Raw genomic sequence first — 13,788 nt, forward strand, 5'->3', positions numbered from 1 at the left:
ATAACGCCGGACAGTGACAAAACTTGTTTTTATTGCTGTTTGGGGTTGTTGGGGTCTACTCAACCACCCTAGCGATAACAGATACTGCAATAGTGACTTATCGAGGATACTTTCCTGTCCGGCCTTGATAAATGAAAAAGCCTACAGTATGTGGGATTGATAGATCTGTTAAGGTGATGGTTAAATTTTAATTAAGTATTTCTTATGAAAGTAATTTGTGGTGAAAGCCCCGTTTAAGGGGCTTTGTCGTCAATGTGGACATTGGGTGGACGATGATAGAAAAAGTATATTTATTTTCAATATGTTATGGGTTGTATGTAGACACCATCCCTGTCTTTTTCCCCGCCTTTTGGCGGGATTTTTTATCGGGCTAAGATTAATTTACTTTAAAATCAACCAGATAAAAATTTTGCAGACAATGGTTGTTTAACTAATTGCCATTTGAGGAGATTTGGCAATAGCTTTTTGCAATGGATAAGCCACTGATCTATACGGCCAGAAAAATGGGATAGCACAAAACGAACGTTCAGTGCCTTATATACTAGAACAATATCCTGCCCGTTAAAAAACTTAACTGAGCAGCATTACCTATGTTGAGGCGGCTTTTTACGATGCAATAGTAAGTTTGATTTCCTTTACTCCGCAAACGCTAGCATATTTTAAAATTCTCTCAATGCTTGCCCTATCTGCGTTTTTTTCAAGCCTTGAAATTGTTGGAGGCTTAACTCCCATTCTTTCCGCTACCTGTGCACTTGTTAACCCCGCCTGTTCTCTCCATGATCTCATTTCCTCTTGCAATTGAATATGTAGGTCTAAAGCCTGTTTTGTTTCTTCAAATGCCTTGATAAATGCAGGGTTTCCCTCTCTTTTCTTGGCTTCCAATTTTTCGCGGAAAGTCATTATCTTACTCATTTTAGATCCCCTCTTTCATGCATTTTAATCATGTCTTTTTTTCTATTTATAGCCGTTTGTTTGTCTCTTACATCTGTTTTTTGTGACTTTTTAATAAAGAAACTAAGCATGTAAATAGTGTTTTGTTCTTCCCCGTAGCACCATGTAGCTCGTGCTATGTTGTCTACGTCACTTGTCCTTAATTCGAAAATTTTGTTTCTTTTTTCAAGTAGCTTGCAGTGTGGTTCTCGTAAATCATGCTGTTTATCAGATAATGTATCTATTAACGCATAAAACTTACCTTGTAGTTCTTCTGATAATCCATCTACTTCAGAGTTTGCGGATGGATGGAAAAAAATTTCTATCATGGTTAATCTCCCATTCCACAGTAAATATTAGCCTGTAGGGTAATATAGAGCAAAAGGTAATTTTGTATTTAATGTAACTTAAAGGTAGCCGTAAGATCGGGGGATTAATGTACTTGTAGTAGTGATAGTTAATTTTTATTAAGATTTTTTATGATGCTCTGAATTGATAAGCCCCAATTGAACTGCACCCAAAAAGTTGAATATTTCTTTAAATAAATCCTTTTATTACATAGTATTGCGTTGTAAAAATGAACGCCATCTTCGTTTTCCCTCTTCCCACCGGCAGGTTTTTTTATTGTTGTTATTCTAACCAATCCTGTTTATCTTATTTCATTTAACTTAAGTAGATTTGATTGTTCATTTGTGCTCAAAAAGGGAAAAGGTATGTCTGGTAACGAGGTAAAAGATCGGCGTCCGATCAAGACACGCAATGCAGTGTGGGCCAGTAAGATGGCTAAATGGTTGCAATGTAAAGGGGCGACACCAAATGGCATATCTGTTGCCAGCGTTGTTTTTGCTGTATTAGCTGGCGTGTGTTTTGCCGTGTGTTTTTTAGTCGAGTCTTTTTGGTTGACTTCAGTTTTATTGATTATTGGTGCCTTGCTTATTCAGGGCCGACTAATGTGTAATTTATTGGATGGCATGGTTGCTGTTGAAGGGGGATTGAAGACGGCTGCCGGTACTGTTTTTAATGATCTTCCTGATCGTATTGCTGATTCTTTTATTCTGATTGGGGTGGGGTATGGTTTAACACTTTTTCCATTTGCGGTTTCTCTTGGCTGTATTACTGCATTATTAGCTGTTTTGACCGCTTATATTCGCTTATTAGGTGGGACTTGCGGTTTACCTCAGCGTTTCCTCGGTCCGATGGCGAAACAGCATCGGATGGCATTAATTACCGTTAGTTCAATTGTCGCCGCTTTTTTACCTCAGTTATGGAGCCAGTATCTTTTATTGGCGGTATTAGTCGTTATCACGTTGGGTTGTCTCTGGACATGTGTTCGGCGAACCAGAGTCATATTGAATGAATTACAAGAGAAGGATGCTTGTAATGAATAAACCACAAGAAGTGACACTGGTAAGTAAAGGTATGGGTTCGTTTCTGTCTGGGCTTTGCCGTTTGTTAACAGGAGTGAGAATTCGTTGGATTGGGTGTAAGCCATCGGTAGCTTCCCGAATTTATTATGCTAATCATAGCAGTCATCTGGATGGATTAGTTATCTGGGCTGGATTTCCTCGGGTGTTACGTTCACGGGTGCATCCAGTTGCTGCGCGTGATTATTGGAGTAAAACTTATCTGCGCAGATATTTTATTAATAAAGTTTTTCGGGCTGTGCTTATTGATCGTAAAGGAGAGGATTGTTTAAAGGGAAATACCCTGACACCCATGGAGGATGTATTAAAACGAGGGGAATCTTTAATTTTGTTCCCGGAGGGAACGCGAGGGAGTGGGGAACAAATCAATAAGTTTAAAGGGGGGCTATATTATTTAGCGAAGAAATATCCTGATATTGAGCTTATTCCAGTTTATCTGGAAAATTTAAACAGGGTTTTGCCAAAAGGCTCGGCACTTGTTGTTCCTGTTATTTGCTCGGCAACCTTTGGGCAACCTTTGGAAAAGTTAGGTGCAAAAGAGGAAAAAGCTGACTTTTTGCAGAGAGCTCGTCAGGCATTGGAGGCGTTAATATTATGACTATGCTTAATAATAAACTACTCCTGTTGTTGGGGGGTATGTTCGTGCCGTTAATTATTGCCAGTATTGTTGGTGCAATACTTTCCTCCAAATATTCAAGGGATAACAGTAATGTGACAATCGATAATCTGAATGCCCGTATCCGTGGCTGGTGGGGGATGTGTATTATTTGTGTGTTGTCGGTGATTATTGGGCCAATCGGTTCAGTGTTATTATTTGCGAGTATGTCATTTTTCGCTTTACGGGAATTTTTCACTTTGACACCAACACGACGAAGTGACCATGAGGCCATGTTCTGGTGTTTCTTTATTTTCATGCCATTGCAATACGTTGCCGTTGGTATTGAGTGGTATGGCGTGTTTTCTATTTTCATTCCTGTTTATGTTTTCCTGTTTTTACCTGCTCGTATTGCATTGGCTGGAGATACAACGAACTTTCTGGAACGGACAGCCAAAATACAGTGGGGTATGTTAGTTGCTGTATTTTGTATTAGCCATGCCCCCGCTTTATTGATGTTAGATATTCCAGGTTATGAAGGGGAGAATGTCGAATTATTGTTGTTTTTAATGATTGTGGTGCAGATGTCAGATGTCTTGCAATATGTGTTTGGTAAATTATTTGGCAAACATCCTATTGTGCCTAAATTGAGTCCAAATAAAACAGTTGAAGGTTTTGTTGGTGGCATTTTGGTTTCAGTGTTATTAGGAATGTCACTTTATTGGGTAACGCCATTTTCTCCGTGGGAGGCAGGTTTGATGTCATTAGCGATTACGCTGATGGGCTTTATTGGTGGCTTGTGTATGTCGGCGATAAAACGTGATAGTGGCATTAAAGATTTCGGTGAAATGATTGAAGGTCATGGTGGCATGTTAGATAGGATCGATTCGTTATGTTTTGCCGCCCCAGTCTTTTTCCATCTGACACGTTATTTTTATACATAAAGATTAAATAAAAGATCATTTAAAGGTGCTCTTAAATGATCTAGTGTTGAATTATATAATTGCATGAGGTGGTGTATGGCATATCAAATCTTAACAAACACAGCGGCGAGTATTACCGATCTGAAACGTAACCCTATGGGAACATATTTACAGGGAGAAGGTGAGGCTACCGTAATCCTAAACCGAAATGAACCAGTGTTTTATTGTGTGCCGCCTGAATTATTCGCTTACTATCAGGAATTGGCTGAGGATGCTGCATTGAACAAAGTTGCCGATAATCGTTTAAAAGATGCTGAATTTGTTAGTGTGAGCCTTGATGACCTATAGTCTGAAATTTGAAAAGCGAGCTTAAAGGAGTGGAAGAAGTTAGGTTATCCAGAGGTGAACGACAATGAGATTATCTTGCTCGTCATTGCTATTGGTAAACGGGCCGGAGATTTGGTTTATAAATTGTCGCTCAAGACAGTTGTCCAGTGCGAGCGGGGATATAAGGATAGGATTTCTCGGAGGTTGGTTGATGACCTTAAGAGCTATAGGAGCATAATTAAATAGCTTTTTAGCCAACTTGATCTCAAAAAAGGGACTTATTGTTAATGCAGACTTGGTTTTTTACCGTATTATATGAAAAGTTGAATCAATTCAGCTTGATTGTTTCAGTACGCCGGGTGGTAGCAGGTTAAAAAGGCGGATTTCTCAGGCAAAGTGATCGCATACGGAGTCCGCCGTTAGCGGGTTTGCAATTATTACATCTACAAGTCAGAGGTCGTCATGAGCAATGAGATCAAAAGAATCGGTGTCTTAACGAGTGGCGGTGATGCGCCGGGTATGAATGCAGCTATTCGTGGTGTGGTCCGTGCGGGATTAGCCGAAGGGTTGGAAGTTTTCGGTATTTATGATGGCTATCTTGGCTTGTATGAAAACCGCATGAAGAAACTTGACCGTTTTAGTGTATCCGACATGATTAACCGTGGTGGTACTTTTCTAGGTTCAGCTCGTTTCCCCGAGTTCAGGGATGAGAAGGTTCGTACTGTCGCTATTGAGAACATGAGAAAAAACGGTCTTGATGCTCTGGTTGTTATCGGCGGTGACGGTTCCTATCTTGGCGCGAAGAAACTGACAGAAGCGGGGTTCCCTTGCATCGGTCTGCCGGGCACGATTGATAATGATGTGGCGGGTACCGACTATACCATCGGCTATTTCACGGCGCTGGAAACGGTGGTTGAAGCGATTGACCGTCTGCGTGATACCTCGACTTCCCACAAGCGTATTTCCATTGTTGAAGTTATGGGACGTTATTGTGGTGATCTCACTTTGTCAGCCGCTATTGCAGGTGGTTGTGAGTTTATTGTTCTACCGGAAGTCTCATTTAGTTGTGATGAGCTCGTAGCTGAAATTAAAGCGGGTATCGATAAAGGTAAACGCCACGCCATCGTTGCAATTACCGAACATGTTTGTGATGTTTATGAACTTGCGAGACATATCGAAAAAGAGACGCATCATGAAACTCGTGCCACAGTCTTAGGCCATGTTCAGCGTGGTGGTTCCCCGGTTGCCTATGATCGTATTCTGGCTTCCCGTATGGGGGCATATTCCATTCAATTACTGTTGGAAGGTTATGGTGGTCGTTGTGTTGGTATTCAGAACGAGAAACTTGTTCATCATGACATCATTGATGCAGTGCAAAATATGAAACGTGTGTTTAAACAGGATTGGTTGGAAACCGCGAAAAAGTTGTATTGATCACGTTAATCCCGGCAAATCTAAATCCGTTGCAGCCTCGTTGGAGGCTGTAATTTATCTTTAATAAAAACCGCCGTAAACCCTTGCCCAGTGCGGACGGGGATATCAGGCGAAAAGCCCAAGGACTTTAGGGCTGGCTACACCGACGTATCCTGACTGAATGGATATCTGCCTGTAAAACAGACTAAAATGAATGCACTATCTCCATGAGCGCTGAATATGTTAAGAGCGACCAAAGTCCGCATCTACCCCACCCCCGAACAGGCCGAGTATCTTAACGGCCAGTTCGGGGCGGTCCGTTTTGCGTACAACAAGGCGCTGCACATCAAAAAGCAGGCTTACAAACGTCACGGCGTGAGTTTAAATCCGCGCAAAGACCTCAAACCGCTCCTGGCGGTCGCGAAGAAATCCCGCAAGTACGCGTGGCTCAAGGCATATGACGCTATCGCGTTACAGCAGGCGGTGATCAATCTGCATACCGCGTTTGATAATTTCTTCAATCCGAAGTTGCGCGCCAAATTTCCCACGTTCAAACGCAAACAGGGCAAGCAATCGAGCTATCACTGTGTTGGGGTGAAAGTGCTGGAGGGCGCGGTGAAGATCCCGAAATTGTCACCGATAAGTGGTTCGCCAGCACGAAAACCTGTCATTGCTGCGGTCACAAAATGCCAGAACTGTCGCTAAATAAGCGGATCTGGCAATGCCCGGTTTGTCATGTCGAACATGACCGCGATATCAATGCGGCGCTCAACATCCAGCGCAAGGGCATAACAGAATTACAGGCGGCGGGACTCGTCGTTTCTGCCCACGGAGGCCAGCGTAAATCCGTCATAAAGACGGTGGCGGCCTGAGAAGTGGGAAGCCTCGCCGTTTTTTACGGCGGGGAGCAGTCACATATTCCTTTCACATATAAATAAATGCTTTTAATTATTTCTGAGTGATAACGCTTTCTGTCAGCCTTGAATTTCATAACAGTTAAAACAGCTTGTGGAGAGATTCAAATGAAAGTCAGATGGCGTGTGGCATTGGCGTTACTATTGATTACCAATAGCAGCGTCTGGGCAAAAGATCTTCAACTTCTTAATGTTTCCTATGATCCAACCCGTGAGTTATATCAGCAGTATAATCAGGCTTTTAGTGATTATTGGCAGCGGAAGACAGGGGATAAAGTGATAATCCGGCAATCTCATGGTGGTTCGGGTAAACAGGCAACTTCTGTTATCAACGGCCTTGAGGCGGATGTGGTGACACTGGCTTTGGCCTATGATGTGGATGCCATTGCGGAACGTGGCCGGATAGCGAAAGCATGGATTAAGCGTTTGCCAGAGAATTCTGCCCCCTATACTTCAACCATTGTTTTTTTAGTGCGGAAAGGTAATCCAAAGCAAATTAAAGACTGGTCAGATTTAGTTCGTCCAGGAGTATCTGTTGTGACACCTAATCCAAAAACATCGGGCGGTGCACGCTGGAATTATTTGGCTGCATGGGGTTATGGGTTGATTCATAACAATCAGGAACAGGACAAAGCGAAAGCGTTTGTTAAAGCTCTTTACCGGAATGTTGAAGTGCTCGATTCTGGCGCAAGAGGAGCGACCAGTACTTTTGTCGAGCGTGGAATCGGTGATGTATTAATTGCCTGGGAGAATGAGGCATTATTAGCGATTAATGCGCTTGATAAAGATAAATTCGAAATTGTGACACCTAGTCTTTCAATTCTGGCTGAGCCGACGGTTTCTGTTGTTGATAAGGTTGTTGATAAACGTCATAGCCGTGAGCTAGCAACAGAATATCTGCAATACCTTTACTCGCCAGTTGGGCAGGAGATAGCGGCTAAAAACTATTATCGACCACGTGATAAAGCGGTTGCTGATAAGTACCGCTCCTCTTTTCCTGCGTTGGAATTATTTACTGTCGATAAGATATTCGGCGGTTGGGGTGAAGCTCAAAAAGTGCATTTTGCGACTGGCGGTGTGTTTGATGAGATTATTCAGCGATAAAAATGAGTAACCGCCGTAGGTGTACGGCGGTCAATTATCGTTGAAATATGAATTAGGCTTTTTTCGCAGTGGCTGCGGCTTTTACGATAACAGCGAAAGTATTAGCTTTTAGAGATGCACCGCCAACTAATGCACCGTCAATGTCTGGCTGAGCGAATAGTTCAGCGGCATTATCTGCGTTCACAGAGCCACCGTATTGGATAATGACTTGTTGTGCGATTGCTGTATCTTTCTGCGCAATATGATCACGGATGAATTTATGCACAGCCTGAGCTTGTGCCGGTGTTGCTGATTTGCCTGTACCAATTGCCCAAACAGGTTCGTAAGCGATGACCGCATTTTGGAATGCTTCTACTCCCAATATGTTCAGAACAGCATCAATTTGCCTTGCACATACGCTTTCAGTTTGGCCGGCTTCATTTTCCTGTTCAGTTTCGCCGATGCACAAAACAGGGATTAGACCTTGTTGTTTAAGAATGGCAAATTTTTTCGCAATGAATTCATCACTTTCTTGGTGGTAAGTACGGCGTTCAGAGTGGCCGATAATAATGTATTCTGCGCCAATGTCTTTCAACATTGTGGCGGAAGTTTCACCGGTAAATGCACCAGACAGGTTAACGTCAACGTCCTGTGCACCTAGAGCAATGCGGCTGCCAGCCAGTGCTTGTTTAGCCTGAGAGAGATAAAGCGCTGGTGGCGCGATAGCGACGTCACAGCCGGTAACACTGCTTAATTCTTGACGCAGGCCAGTGATGAGTTCGTTAACCATATGGGTGCTGCCATTCAATTTCCAGTTACCCATAACTAATGGATGTCGCATGTTTTTTCCTCCAACCAGAGAATGTTTAAGTAGTGAGTTGAATGAAATTCATTCTTAAGATCGATTCGGTAGATCGGCGCTCCACAGTATAGTGATCATTGCCAACAATAGCTTTTTTTTATTGCTAAATTTGATTAGTTATCGGGTTCAAATAACCATAGCTTAATCGGTTCAATAGCGAAAGTAAGCGTTTTTTCGCTACTATTTACCACAATATAGCGAATAGCGCCGATGTTGTGGCTGTAAAATGGCGATTTTTTGCTGTTTATGAGTAAGTTATCAATATTCTCTTTGCTTTGTTCCTGTGAAAGCGTTGGGTTAAAGTGGCGCATTAGGGCGGTCATGTACTGCTCTGCCAACATTTGGTTTTGCTGAGTTTCAGCGGTATTTTCTGATGGTAGTAATGTCAGTTGCAGGCTTTTGATTTTTTCGCTTCCTCGCTCAAGTACGGCGGAAGAATAGAGTTTTTCATTGATTTTGCTGGCAGCTCGTGTCAGTGGCGGATAAATGTTTTTACTTATGATTACCCGATACTCGCGTAGTGGCAATGTCGGGTTGCGGCGATTATATTTTTCGCGAAATCGCGGGATAGTTTCATCGAAAGAGGGGGCATTCGGCAGAAGATAGGTCGCTTGTACTGTGGGTTCTGTGGTTGTGGATTTATCAGCATTGGCTACCAATGGCAAACCGACGCTGTTTGCCGCTAATATTATGGCTAGAAATTTATTAACGTCCATTTTCATGTTGCCGCTCGCTTAGGTTAAACTGCGCAGAGAAACAGAATACACGATTGGAAAAGAATAGATGACATTACAACAATGGGGTTTTTCATTCAAAGGACGAATTGGGCGGCGTGAATTCTGGATTGGTATTGGTGTTTGCTTGGCTTTGATGTTTGTTATCTTGACTATTCAGGGAATGAATTCTTTGACCATGCACTATGCTGTTTTTGCACTTGTCTTGGTGATGTATCCCGTAGCGGCAATGATGGTTAAGCGTCTGCATGATCGAAATAAGCGAGGAGGCTGGTCGCTGCTTTTATTACTGGCAGGGCTGTTGATTGCTGTTGACTGGGGTGGCATGGCACCGTTCTGGCAATGGGGGATTGGCCGTTTTATCCCCACATTGATCATTGTAATGATGGCGCTTGATTGCGGTGTATTCCGTGGTACGGATGGGCCAAACCGGTTTGGTGAGGCGACAGAGAAAGTGGATTTTATTTCTGTCAAAGATAATTGAAATTACCAATATTGCTCACTGGTGATATGCCCCGGTTTGCGGCGTAAGTGTTTTATCATTCCACGCTGCTCTTTTAGTAGTTGCTGGGTATCTTTCACCATCTGAGGGTTACCGCATAACATAATATGGCTGTTGTCACTGCTCATCGTAAGTTCGACAGCGGACTCAAGTTCGCCGTTCTCGATCAATGCTGGGATACGGCCAGTCAATGAGTCGGGGTTTTGTTCACGACTGACGATAGTCTGAATTCGTAACTTGCCATTGAGACGTTCAACTAATTGCTGCATTAAGGGCAGATAGCTTAAATCTTGTGTTAGTCTGACTGCATGCACCAATACGATGTTCTTGAATCTATCCAGATGATCTCCTTGCTGGAGGATTGACAGATAAGGGCCAATGGCAGTCCCTGTTGAAAGCATCCATAATGTTTCACAATCAGGTATTTCATCAAGAATAAAAAAGCCTGCGGCTTGTTCTGTTACTAAGAGATCATCACCCGGTTGCAGAGCTGCTAACCGTGGGCTGAGTTTGCCTTCTGGAACCGTCACTAAGTAGAATTCAAGATTATTATCTATCGGGGCATTAACATAAGAGTAGGCCCGTTGCACCCGTTCATCATCTATTTCCATCGCCAGTTTTGCAAACTGACCCGCAGTAAATTCTTCAACCGGTGCATGTATCCTGATGCTGAATAAGGTATTCGTCCAGTGAATAACTTGTGTAACTTTTCCTGTAACCCAGTTTGCCATTGGAACTTATCTCCTATCCCGAAAGAAATCTCCGAACAGTTTGTTTTTACGTCGCTATTTTAGTCCTATAGAGATAAATACCATTATCGATTCTGTGTCATAGAAAAATTAACCATTATTTTATTAGTGCTGGGTTTATACCTGTCATCCTTCAAGTTGCCTCTTTGTTGGCTGCACTCACTCACCCCGGTCACATAGTTATCTATGCTCCCGGGGATTCGCTCCCTTGCCGCCGCGATGCATCTTGAAATCCATAAGGTATATATGTGCATATTTGTTGCCATATGTGGCGTAATTGACTGCAATTTTTTCTGAAAATAAAATTGTGCACTGCTTTTTTCTTTGGTGCAGGAATGTTGTTTCCACTAGCAATAACAGGGGTAATGGAGCCATTTCCTTATCTGGCCGGTGCAGCGGGAGCGCTGGTCGGTGGTTTGCAGAATGTTGGCTCTGGCTTAGTAACCTGGTTATCTGCAATGCTGCCGCAAAATAATCAATTCAGTGTAGGCATGCTGATATTCTTTACGTCAGTTTTGATCTTGCTTTGTTGGTTACCATTGGCACATAGGATGCAACGCCAGGGACATGTCGTTTAATCATATAGTAAAGAAAGGGTGGTAATTTCACCCTTTCTTTATATTAATTAGAATGCCTTAGCCTTTATCTTCCCAATCCTGCGCGCGGGCAACTGCTTTTTTCCAGCCATTGTATTTGTAATTACGTTCAGTGGTTTCAATGCTTGGACGGAATTCTTTTTCAATGGTGGCTTTACTTTTCACTTCATCCAGGTCTTTCCAGTAGCCAACTGCCAATCCTGCGAGGAATGCTGCACCCAATGCAGTGCTTTCACGTACCACAGGGCGTTCTACACGGGTGCCAAGAATATCTGATTGGAATTGCATCAGGAAGTTATTGGCAACGGCTCCGCCATCTACCCGTAGTGCTTGCAGCCGGGTACCTGCATCAGCTTGCATAGCGTCCAGTACATCACGGGTCTGATAGGCGATAGATTCCAGCGTCGCACGAATGATGTGATTACTGTTGGTGCCGCGGGTTAGGCCGAAAATTGACCCTCGGGCGTAGGGGTCCCAATAGGGGGCACCAAGGCCGGTAAAAGCAGGGATCACATATACGCCGTTACTATTTTTAACTTTAGTGGCAAAATATTCGGAGTCAGCCGCATCTGCAATAAGTTTCAGTTCATCACGCAACCACTGAATAGAGGCACCACCAACGAAAACCGCACCTTCAAGTGCATAGTTCACTTCGCCGCGAGGACCACAGGCAATGGTTGTCAGTAGGCCGTGATTGGAGCGTACGGCATCTGTACCCGTGTTCATCAGTAGGAAACAGCCTGTCCCGTAGGTGTTTTTCGCCATACCCGGTTGGACACAAAGTTGACCATATAGAGCAGCTTGCTGATCACCTGCGATACCTGAGATAGGGATCCGAGTGCCGCCTTTACCGCCGATGTTGGTCTGACCATAAATCTCAGAAGATGAATGAACGCTAGGCAGTAGGGATCGCGGGATTTGTAACTCATCAAGAATATGCTGATCCCACTCCAGATTGTGAATATTGAACAGCATCGTTCGGGAGGCGTTTGTGAAATCGGTAACGTGGACACGGCCTTGAGTCATTTTCCATACCAGCCAAGTATCCACAGTACCGAATAGGAGCTCACCCTTTTCAGCTCGTTCACGGGCGCCTGCGACGTTATCTAAGATCCATTTTACTTTGGTGCCGGAGAAATAAGGGTCTACTACCAGCCCTGTATTCTGGCGAATATATTCTTCTAATCCCTCTTTTTGTTTGAGTTTAGTACACGCGTCTGCGGTACGGCGACATTGCCAAACGATGGCATTGTAAATAGGTTTACCGGTTTCTTTTTCCCAAATAATCGTTGTTTCACGTTGGTTGGTAATCCCAATACCGGCAATTTGATCAGAACTAATATCCGCTTTCGCCAATACTTCTACTAAAGTTGAGCTTTGGGTTGCCCAGATTTCCATGGGATCGTGTTCTACCCAACCCGGTTTAGGATAAATTTGCGTAAACTCTCTTTGGGAAATTGAGATAATATTGGCGTCGTGATCAAGAATTATTGCTCGGGAACTGGTGGTTCCCTGATCAAGAGCGACAATATACTTTTTCTCAATCATATTTTCTGTTGTCATGATAATAACCTGTTCTGGTAATGCTCTACTTTAGGCTTTCTTATTCTTCTGGTCTTCAGTCTTATGAACATCAGATGGTAAATTGCGACCAATAAGTTTACGGTAGCCAAATGCTCCCACAATACCGCCGATAATAGGGGCGGTCAGAGTAACCAGACAGTAAGGGATTTCACGCCCACCCGTCAGGGCAATATCTCCCCAACCAGCCAGATAAGCAACTAATTTGGGGCCAAAGTCACGGGCCGGGTTCAGCGCGAAACCGGTTAATGGGCCAAATGCACCGCCGATAACGGCAATCACAATACCAATCAGTAACGGGGCCAGAGGACCGCGGGGAATACCGTTGCCGTCGTCAGTCAGCGACAGAATCAAACAGAGCAGAATGGCGGCAATGATAACTTCTATCATAAAAGCCTGAGAAATGGACAGTGGCGCCATTGGGTAAGTAGAGAATACACCTGCTGTAAACAGGCTTTCAGGCGTACCACGAATGATATTGTGTACCTGTTCGTAATCAAGGAATACGCTGTAGTACATCATGTAAATGAGAACGGCAGCGATGAAGCCACCAATCATTTGGGCAATAATGAAAGGGATAACCTTTTTGCCATCAAAACGGGCAAACAACCATAAGGCAATCGTCACTGCTGGGTTAAGGTGAGCACCGGAAACACCTGCGGTGAGATAAACAGCCAACGCAACGCTCATACCCCAAATAATACTGATTTCCCATAAGCCTAATTGTGCGCCGGCAATACGTGCAGCGGCAACACAGCCTACTCCAAGGAAAACCAATAGTGCGGTACCAAGAAACTCAGAGATACATTGTCCGGTTAATGTCGTGCTAGTGGTTTGGCTCATATGTTCTATCCTACAAAGAAGATTTTAGAGGCGTAATTATTATTGTCACCTTTCAGAAATTGAAAAGGAGATTATGTAAATTTATCGTTAATGAGCGGAAACGAGAAATAGCGAAATTAAAATGTGTGTGTTGTGTCAACAAAATGAGCGAATCCGCATTTATCCGCTATTTTGCTAAAAATTAACCTGATTATCACTTAAATTCAGCTCCCATAGGCGTATACTTAAAATAAGTCTGTGTGGAGGTAAATGAAAATGGCTAAAAATCAGATTCAATTCCAAAAAGGCATTTCTATTCATGAGTTTATTTCA

16 protein-coding genes and 2 pseudogenes are annotated in these 13,788 nt (G+C 43.3%); 10 read left to right on the plus strand and 8 right to left on the minus strand.

The window, feature by feature from the left end:
* Positions 1 to 606: 606 nt before the first annotated feature.
* Together CKY02_RS10770 and CKY02_RS10775 are read right to left on the minus strand one after the other, a co-directional pair.
* Entirely contained in the window at positions 607 to 912 is a 306-nt protein-coding gene (locus CKY02_RS10770; protein WP_238399218.1) for a helix-turn-helix domain-containing protein, read from the minus strand.
* Positions 909 to 1,259 carry a type II toxin-antitoxin system RelE/ParE family toxin gene (locus CKY02_RS10775; protein ID WP_112895287.1) on the minus strand — a complete coding sequence of 117 codons (351 nt, stop codon included), beginning with the start codon at positions 1,257 to 1,259 and terminating at the stop codon, positions 909 to 911. The genes CKY02_RS10770 and CKY02_RS10775 overlap by 4 nt, the downstream gene beginning before the upstream one ends.
* Positions 1,260 to 1,643: 384 nt before the next feature.
* Here CKY02_RS10775 and CKY02_RS10780 point away from each other — a divergent pair, with 384 nt between their 5' ends.
* The 8 genes and pseudogenes from CKY02_RS10780 (at position 1,644) to CKY02_RS10815 (ending at position 7,630) form a co-directional block, all read left to right on the plus strand.
* The gene (locus CKY02_RS10780) at positions 1,644 to 2,318 is read left to right on the plus strand and encodes a CDP-alcohol phosphatidyltransferase family protein (protein WP_112878968.1); all 675 of its coding nucleotides are present in this window, start codon (positions 1,644 to 1,646) and stop codon (positions 2,316 to 2,318) included.
* On the plus strand, positions 2,311 to 2,952 hold the full coding sequence (locus tag CKY02_RS10785) for a lysophospholipid acyltransferase family protein (protein WP_112895288.1): 642 nt from the start codon (positions 2,311 to 2,313) through the stop codon (positions 2,950 to 2,952). Before CKY02_RS10780 ends, CKY02_RS10785 begins: the two co-directional genes overlap by 8 nt.
* On the plus strand, positions 2,949 to 3,893 hold the full coding sequence (locus tag CKY02_RS10790; RefSeq protein WP_193493115.1) for a phosphatidate cytidylyltransferase: 945 nt from the start codon (positions 2,949 to 2,951) through the stop codon (positions 3,891 to 3,893). The genes CKY02_RS10785 and CKY02_RS10790 overlap by 4 nt, the downstream gene beginning before the upstream one ends.
* A 75-nt stretch (positions 3,894 to 3,968) precedes the next feature.
* Complete coding sequence (locus CKY02_RS10795; RefSeq protein WP_112878965.1) at positions 3,969 to 4,220, plus strand: plasmid stabilization protein; 252 nt, start codon at positions 3,969 to 3,971, stop codon at positions 4,218 to 4,220.
* A 441-nt stretch (positions 4,221 to 4,661) separates the two neighbouring features.
* Positions 4,662 to 5,633: a 6-phosphofructokinase gene (pfkA, locus tag CKY02_RS10805; RefSeq protein WP_112878964.1), complete on the plus strand. Its 972-nt coding sequence runs from the start codon at positions 4,662 to 4,664 to the stop codon at positions 5,631 to 5,633.
* A gap of 219 nt (positions 5,634 to 5,852) precedes the next feature.
* A pseudogene (locus tag CKY02_RS25700) lies at positions 5,853 to 6,182 on the plus strand (helix-turn-helix domain-containing protein); the annotation flags it as partial.
* Between the two features lie 116 nt (positions 6,183 to 6,298).
* Complete coding sequence (locus CKY02_RS25705) at positions 6,299 to 6,484, plus strand: zinc ribbon domain-containing protein (protein ID WP_238399217.1); 186 nt, start codon at positions 6,299 to 6,301, stop codon at positions 6,482 to 6,484.
* A 150-nt stretch (positions 6,485 to 6,634) separates the two neighbouring features.
* Entirely contained in the window at positions 6,635 to 7,630 is a 996-nt protein-coding gene (locus CKY02_RS10815) for a sulfate ABC transporter substrate-binding protein (protein WP_112895290.1), read from the plus strand.
* Between the two features lie 52 nt (positions 7,631 to 7,682).
* Here CKY02_RS10815 and tpiA read toward each other — a convergent pair whose 3' ends face one another.
* Entirely contained in the window at positions 7,683 to 8,450 is a 768-nt protein-coding gene (gene tpiA, locus CKY02_RS10820) for a triose-phosphate isomerase (protein ID WP_112895291.1), read from the minus strand.
* Positions 8,451 to 8,584: 134 nt separating this feature from the next.
* Positions 8,585 to 9,187 carry a YiiQ family protein gene (locus tag CKY02_RS10825; RefSeq protein ID WP_370446074.1) on the minus strand — a complete coding sequence of 201 codons (603 nt, stop codon included), beginning with the start codon at positions 9,185 to 9,187 and terminating at the stop codon, positions 8,585 to 8,587.
* A gap of 67 nt (positions 9,188 to 9,254) precedes the next feature.
* On the opposite strand from CKY02_RS10825, the gene CKY02_RS10830 reads away from it, so the two are divergent.
* Positions 9,255 to 9,689 (plus strand): DUF805 domain-containing protein, encoded by a 435-nt coding sequence (locus CKY02_RS10830; RefSeq protein ID WP_112895292.1) that lies wholly within the window; start codon positions 9,255 to 9,257, stop codon positions 9,687 to 9,689.
* Between the two features lie 2 nt (positions 9,690 to 9,691).
* On the opposite strand, the gene fpr is transcribed toward CKY02_RS10830, so the two are convergent.
* Both fpr and CKY02_RS24540 read right to left on the minus strand, forming a co-directional pair.
* On the minus strand, positions 9,692 to 10,438 hold the full coding sequence (gene fpr / locus CKY02_RS10835; protein WP_112895293.1) for a ferredoxin--NADP(+) reductase: 747 nt from the start codon (positions 10,436 to 10,438) through the stop codon (positions 9,692 to 9,694).
* An 83-nt stretch (positions 10,439 to 10,521) separates the two neighbouring features.
* Positions 10,522 to 10,710, minus strand: coding sequence for a hypothetical protein (locus tag CKY02_RS24540; RefSeq protein ID WP_162120660.1), 189 nt, complete (start codon positions 10,708 to 10,710; stop codon positions 10,522 to 10,524).
* Positions 10,711 to 10,773: 63 nt separating this feature from the next.
* Between CKY02_RS24540 and emrD the strand changes: the two are divergent.
* Positions 10,774 to 11,034 (plus strand): annotated as a pseudogene (gene emrD, locus CKY02_RS10840) (multidrug efflux MFS transporter EmrD); the annotation flags it as partial.
* 57 nt (positions 11,035 to 11,091) lie between these two features.
* On the opposite strand, the gene glpK reads toward emrD, so the two are convergent.
* Together glpK and CKY02_RS10850 are read right to left on the minus strand one after the other, a co-directional pair.
* Complete coding sequence (gene glpK, locus CKY02_RS10845) at positions 11,092 to 12,615, minus strand: glycerol kinase GlpK (protein ID WP_112895294.1); 1,524 nt, start codon at positions 12,613 to 12,615, stop codon at positions 11,092 to 11,094.
* 30 nt (positions 12,616 to 12,645) lie between these two features.
* On the minus strand, positions 12,646 to 13,476 hold the full coding sequence (locus CKY02_RS10850) for an MIP/aquaporin family protein (protein ID WP_112878957.1): 831 nt from the start codon (positions 13,474 to 13,476) through the stop codon (positions 12,646 to 12,648).
* Positions 13,477 to 13,788 lie beyond the last annotated feature (312 nt).

Source organism: Photorhabdus bodei (assembly GCF_003287735.1).
GTDB lineage: Bacteria > Pseudomonadota > Gammaproteobacteria > Enterobacterales > Enterobacteriaceae > Photorhabdus > Photorhabdus kayaii.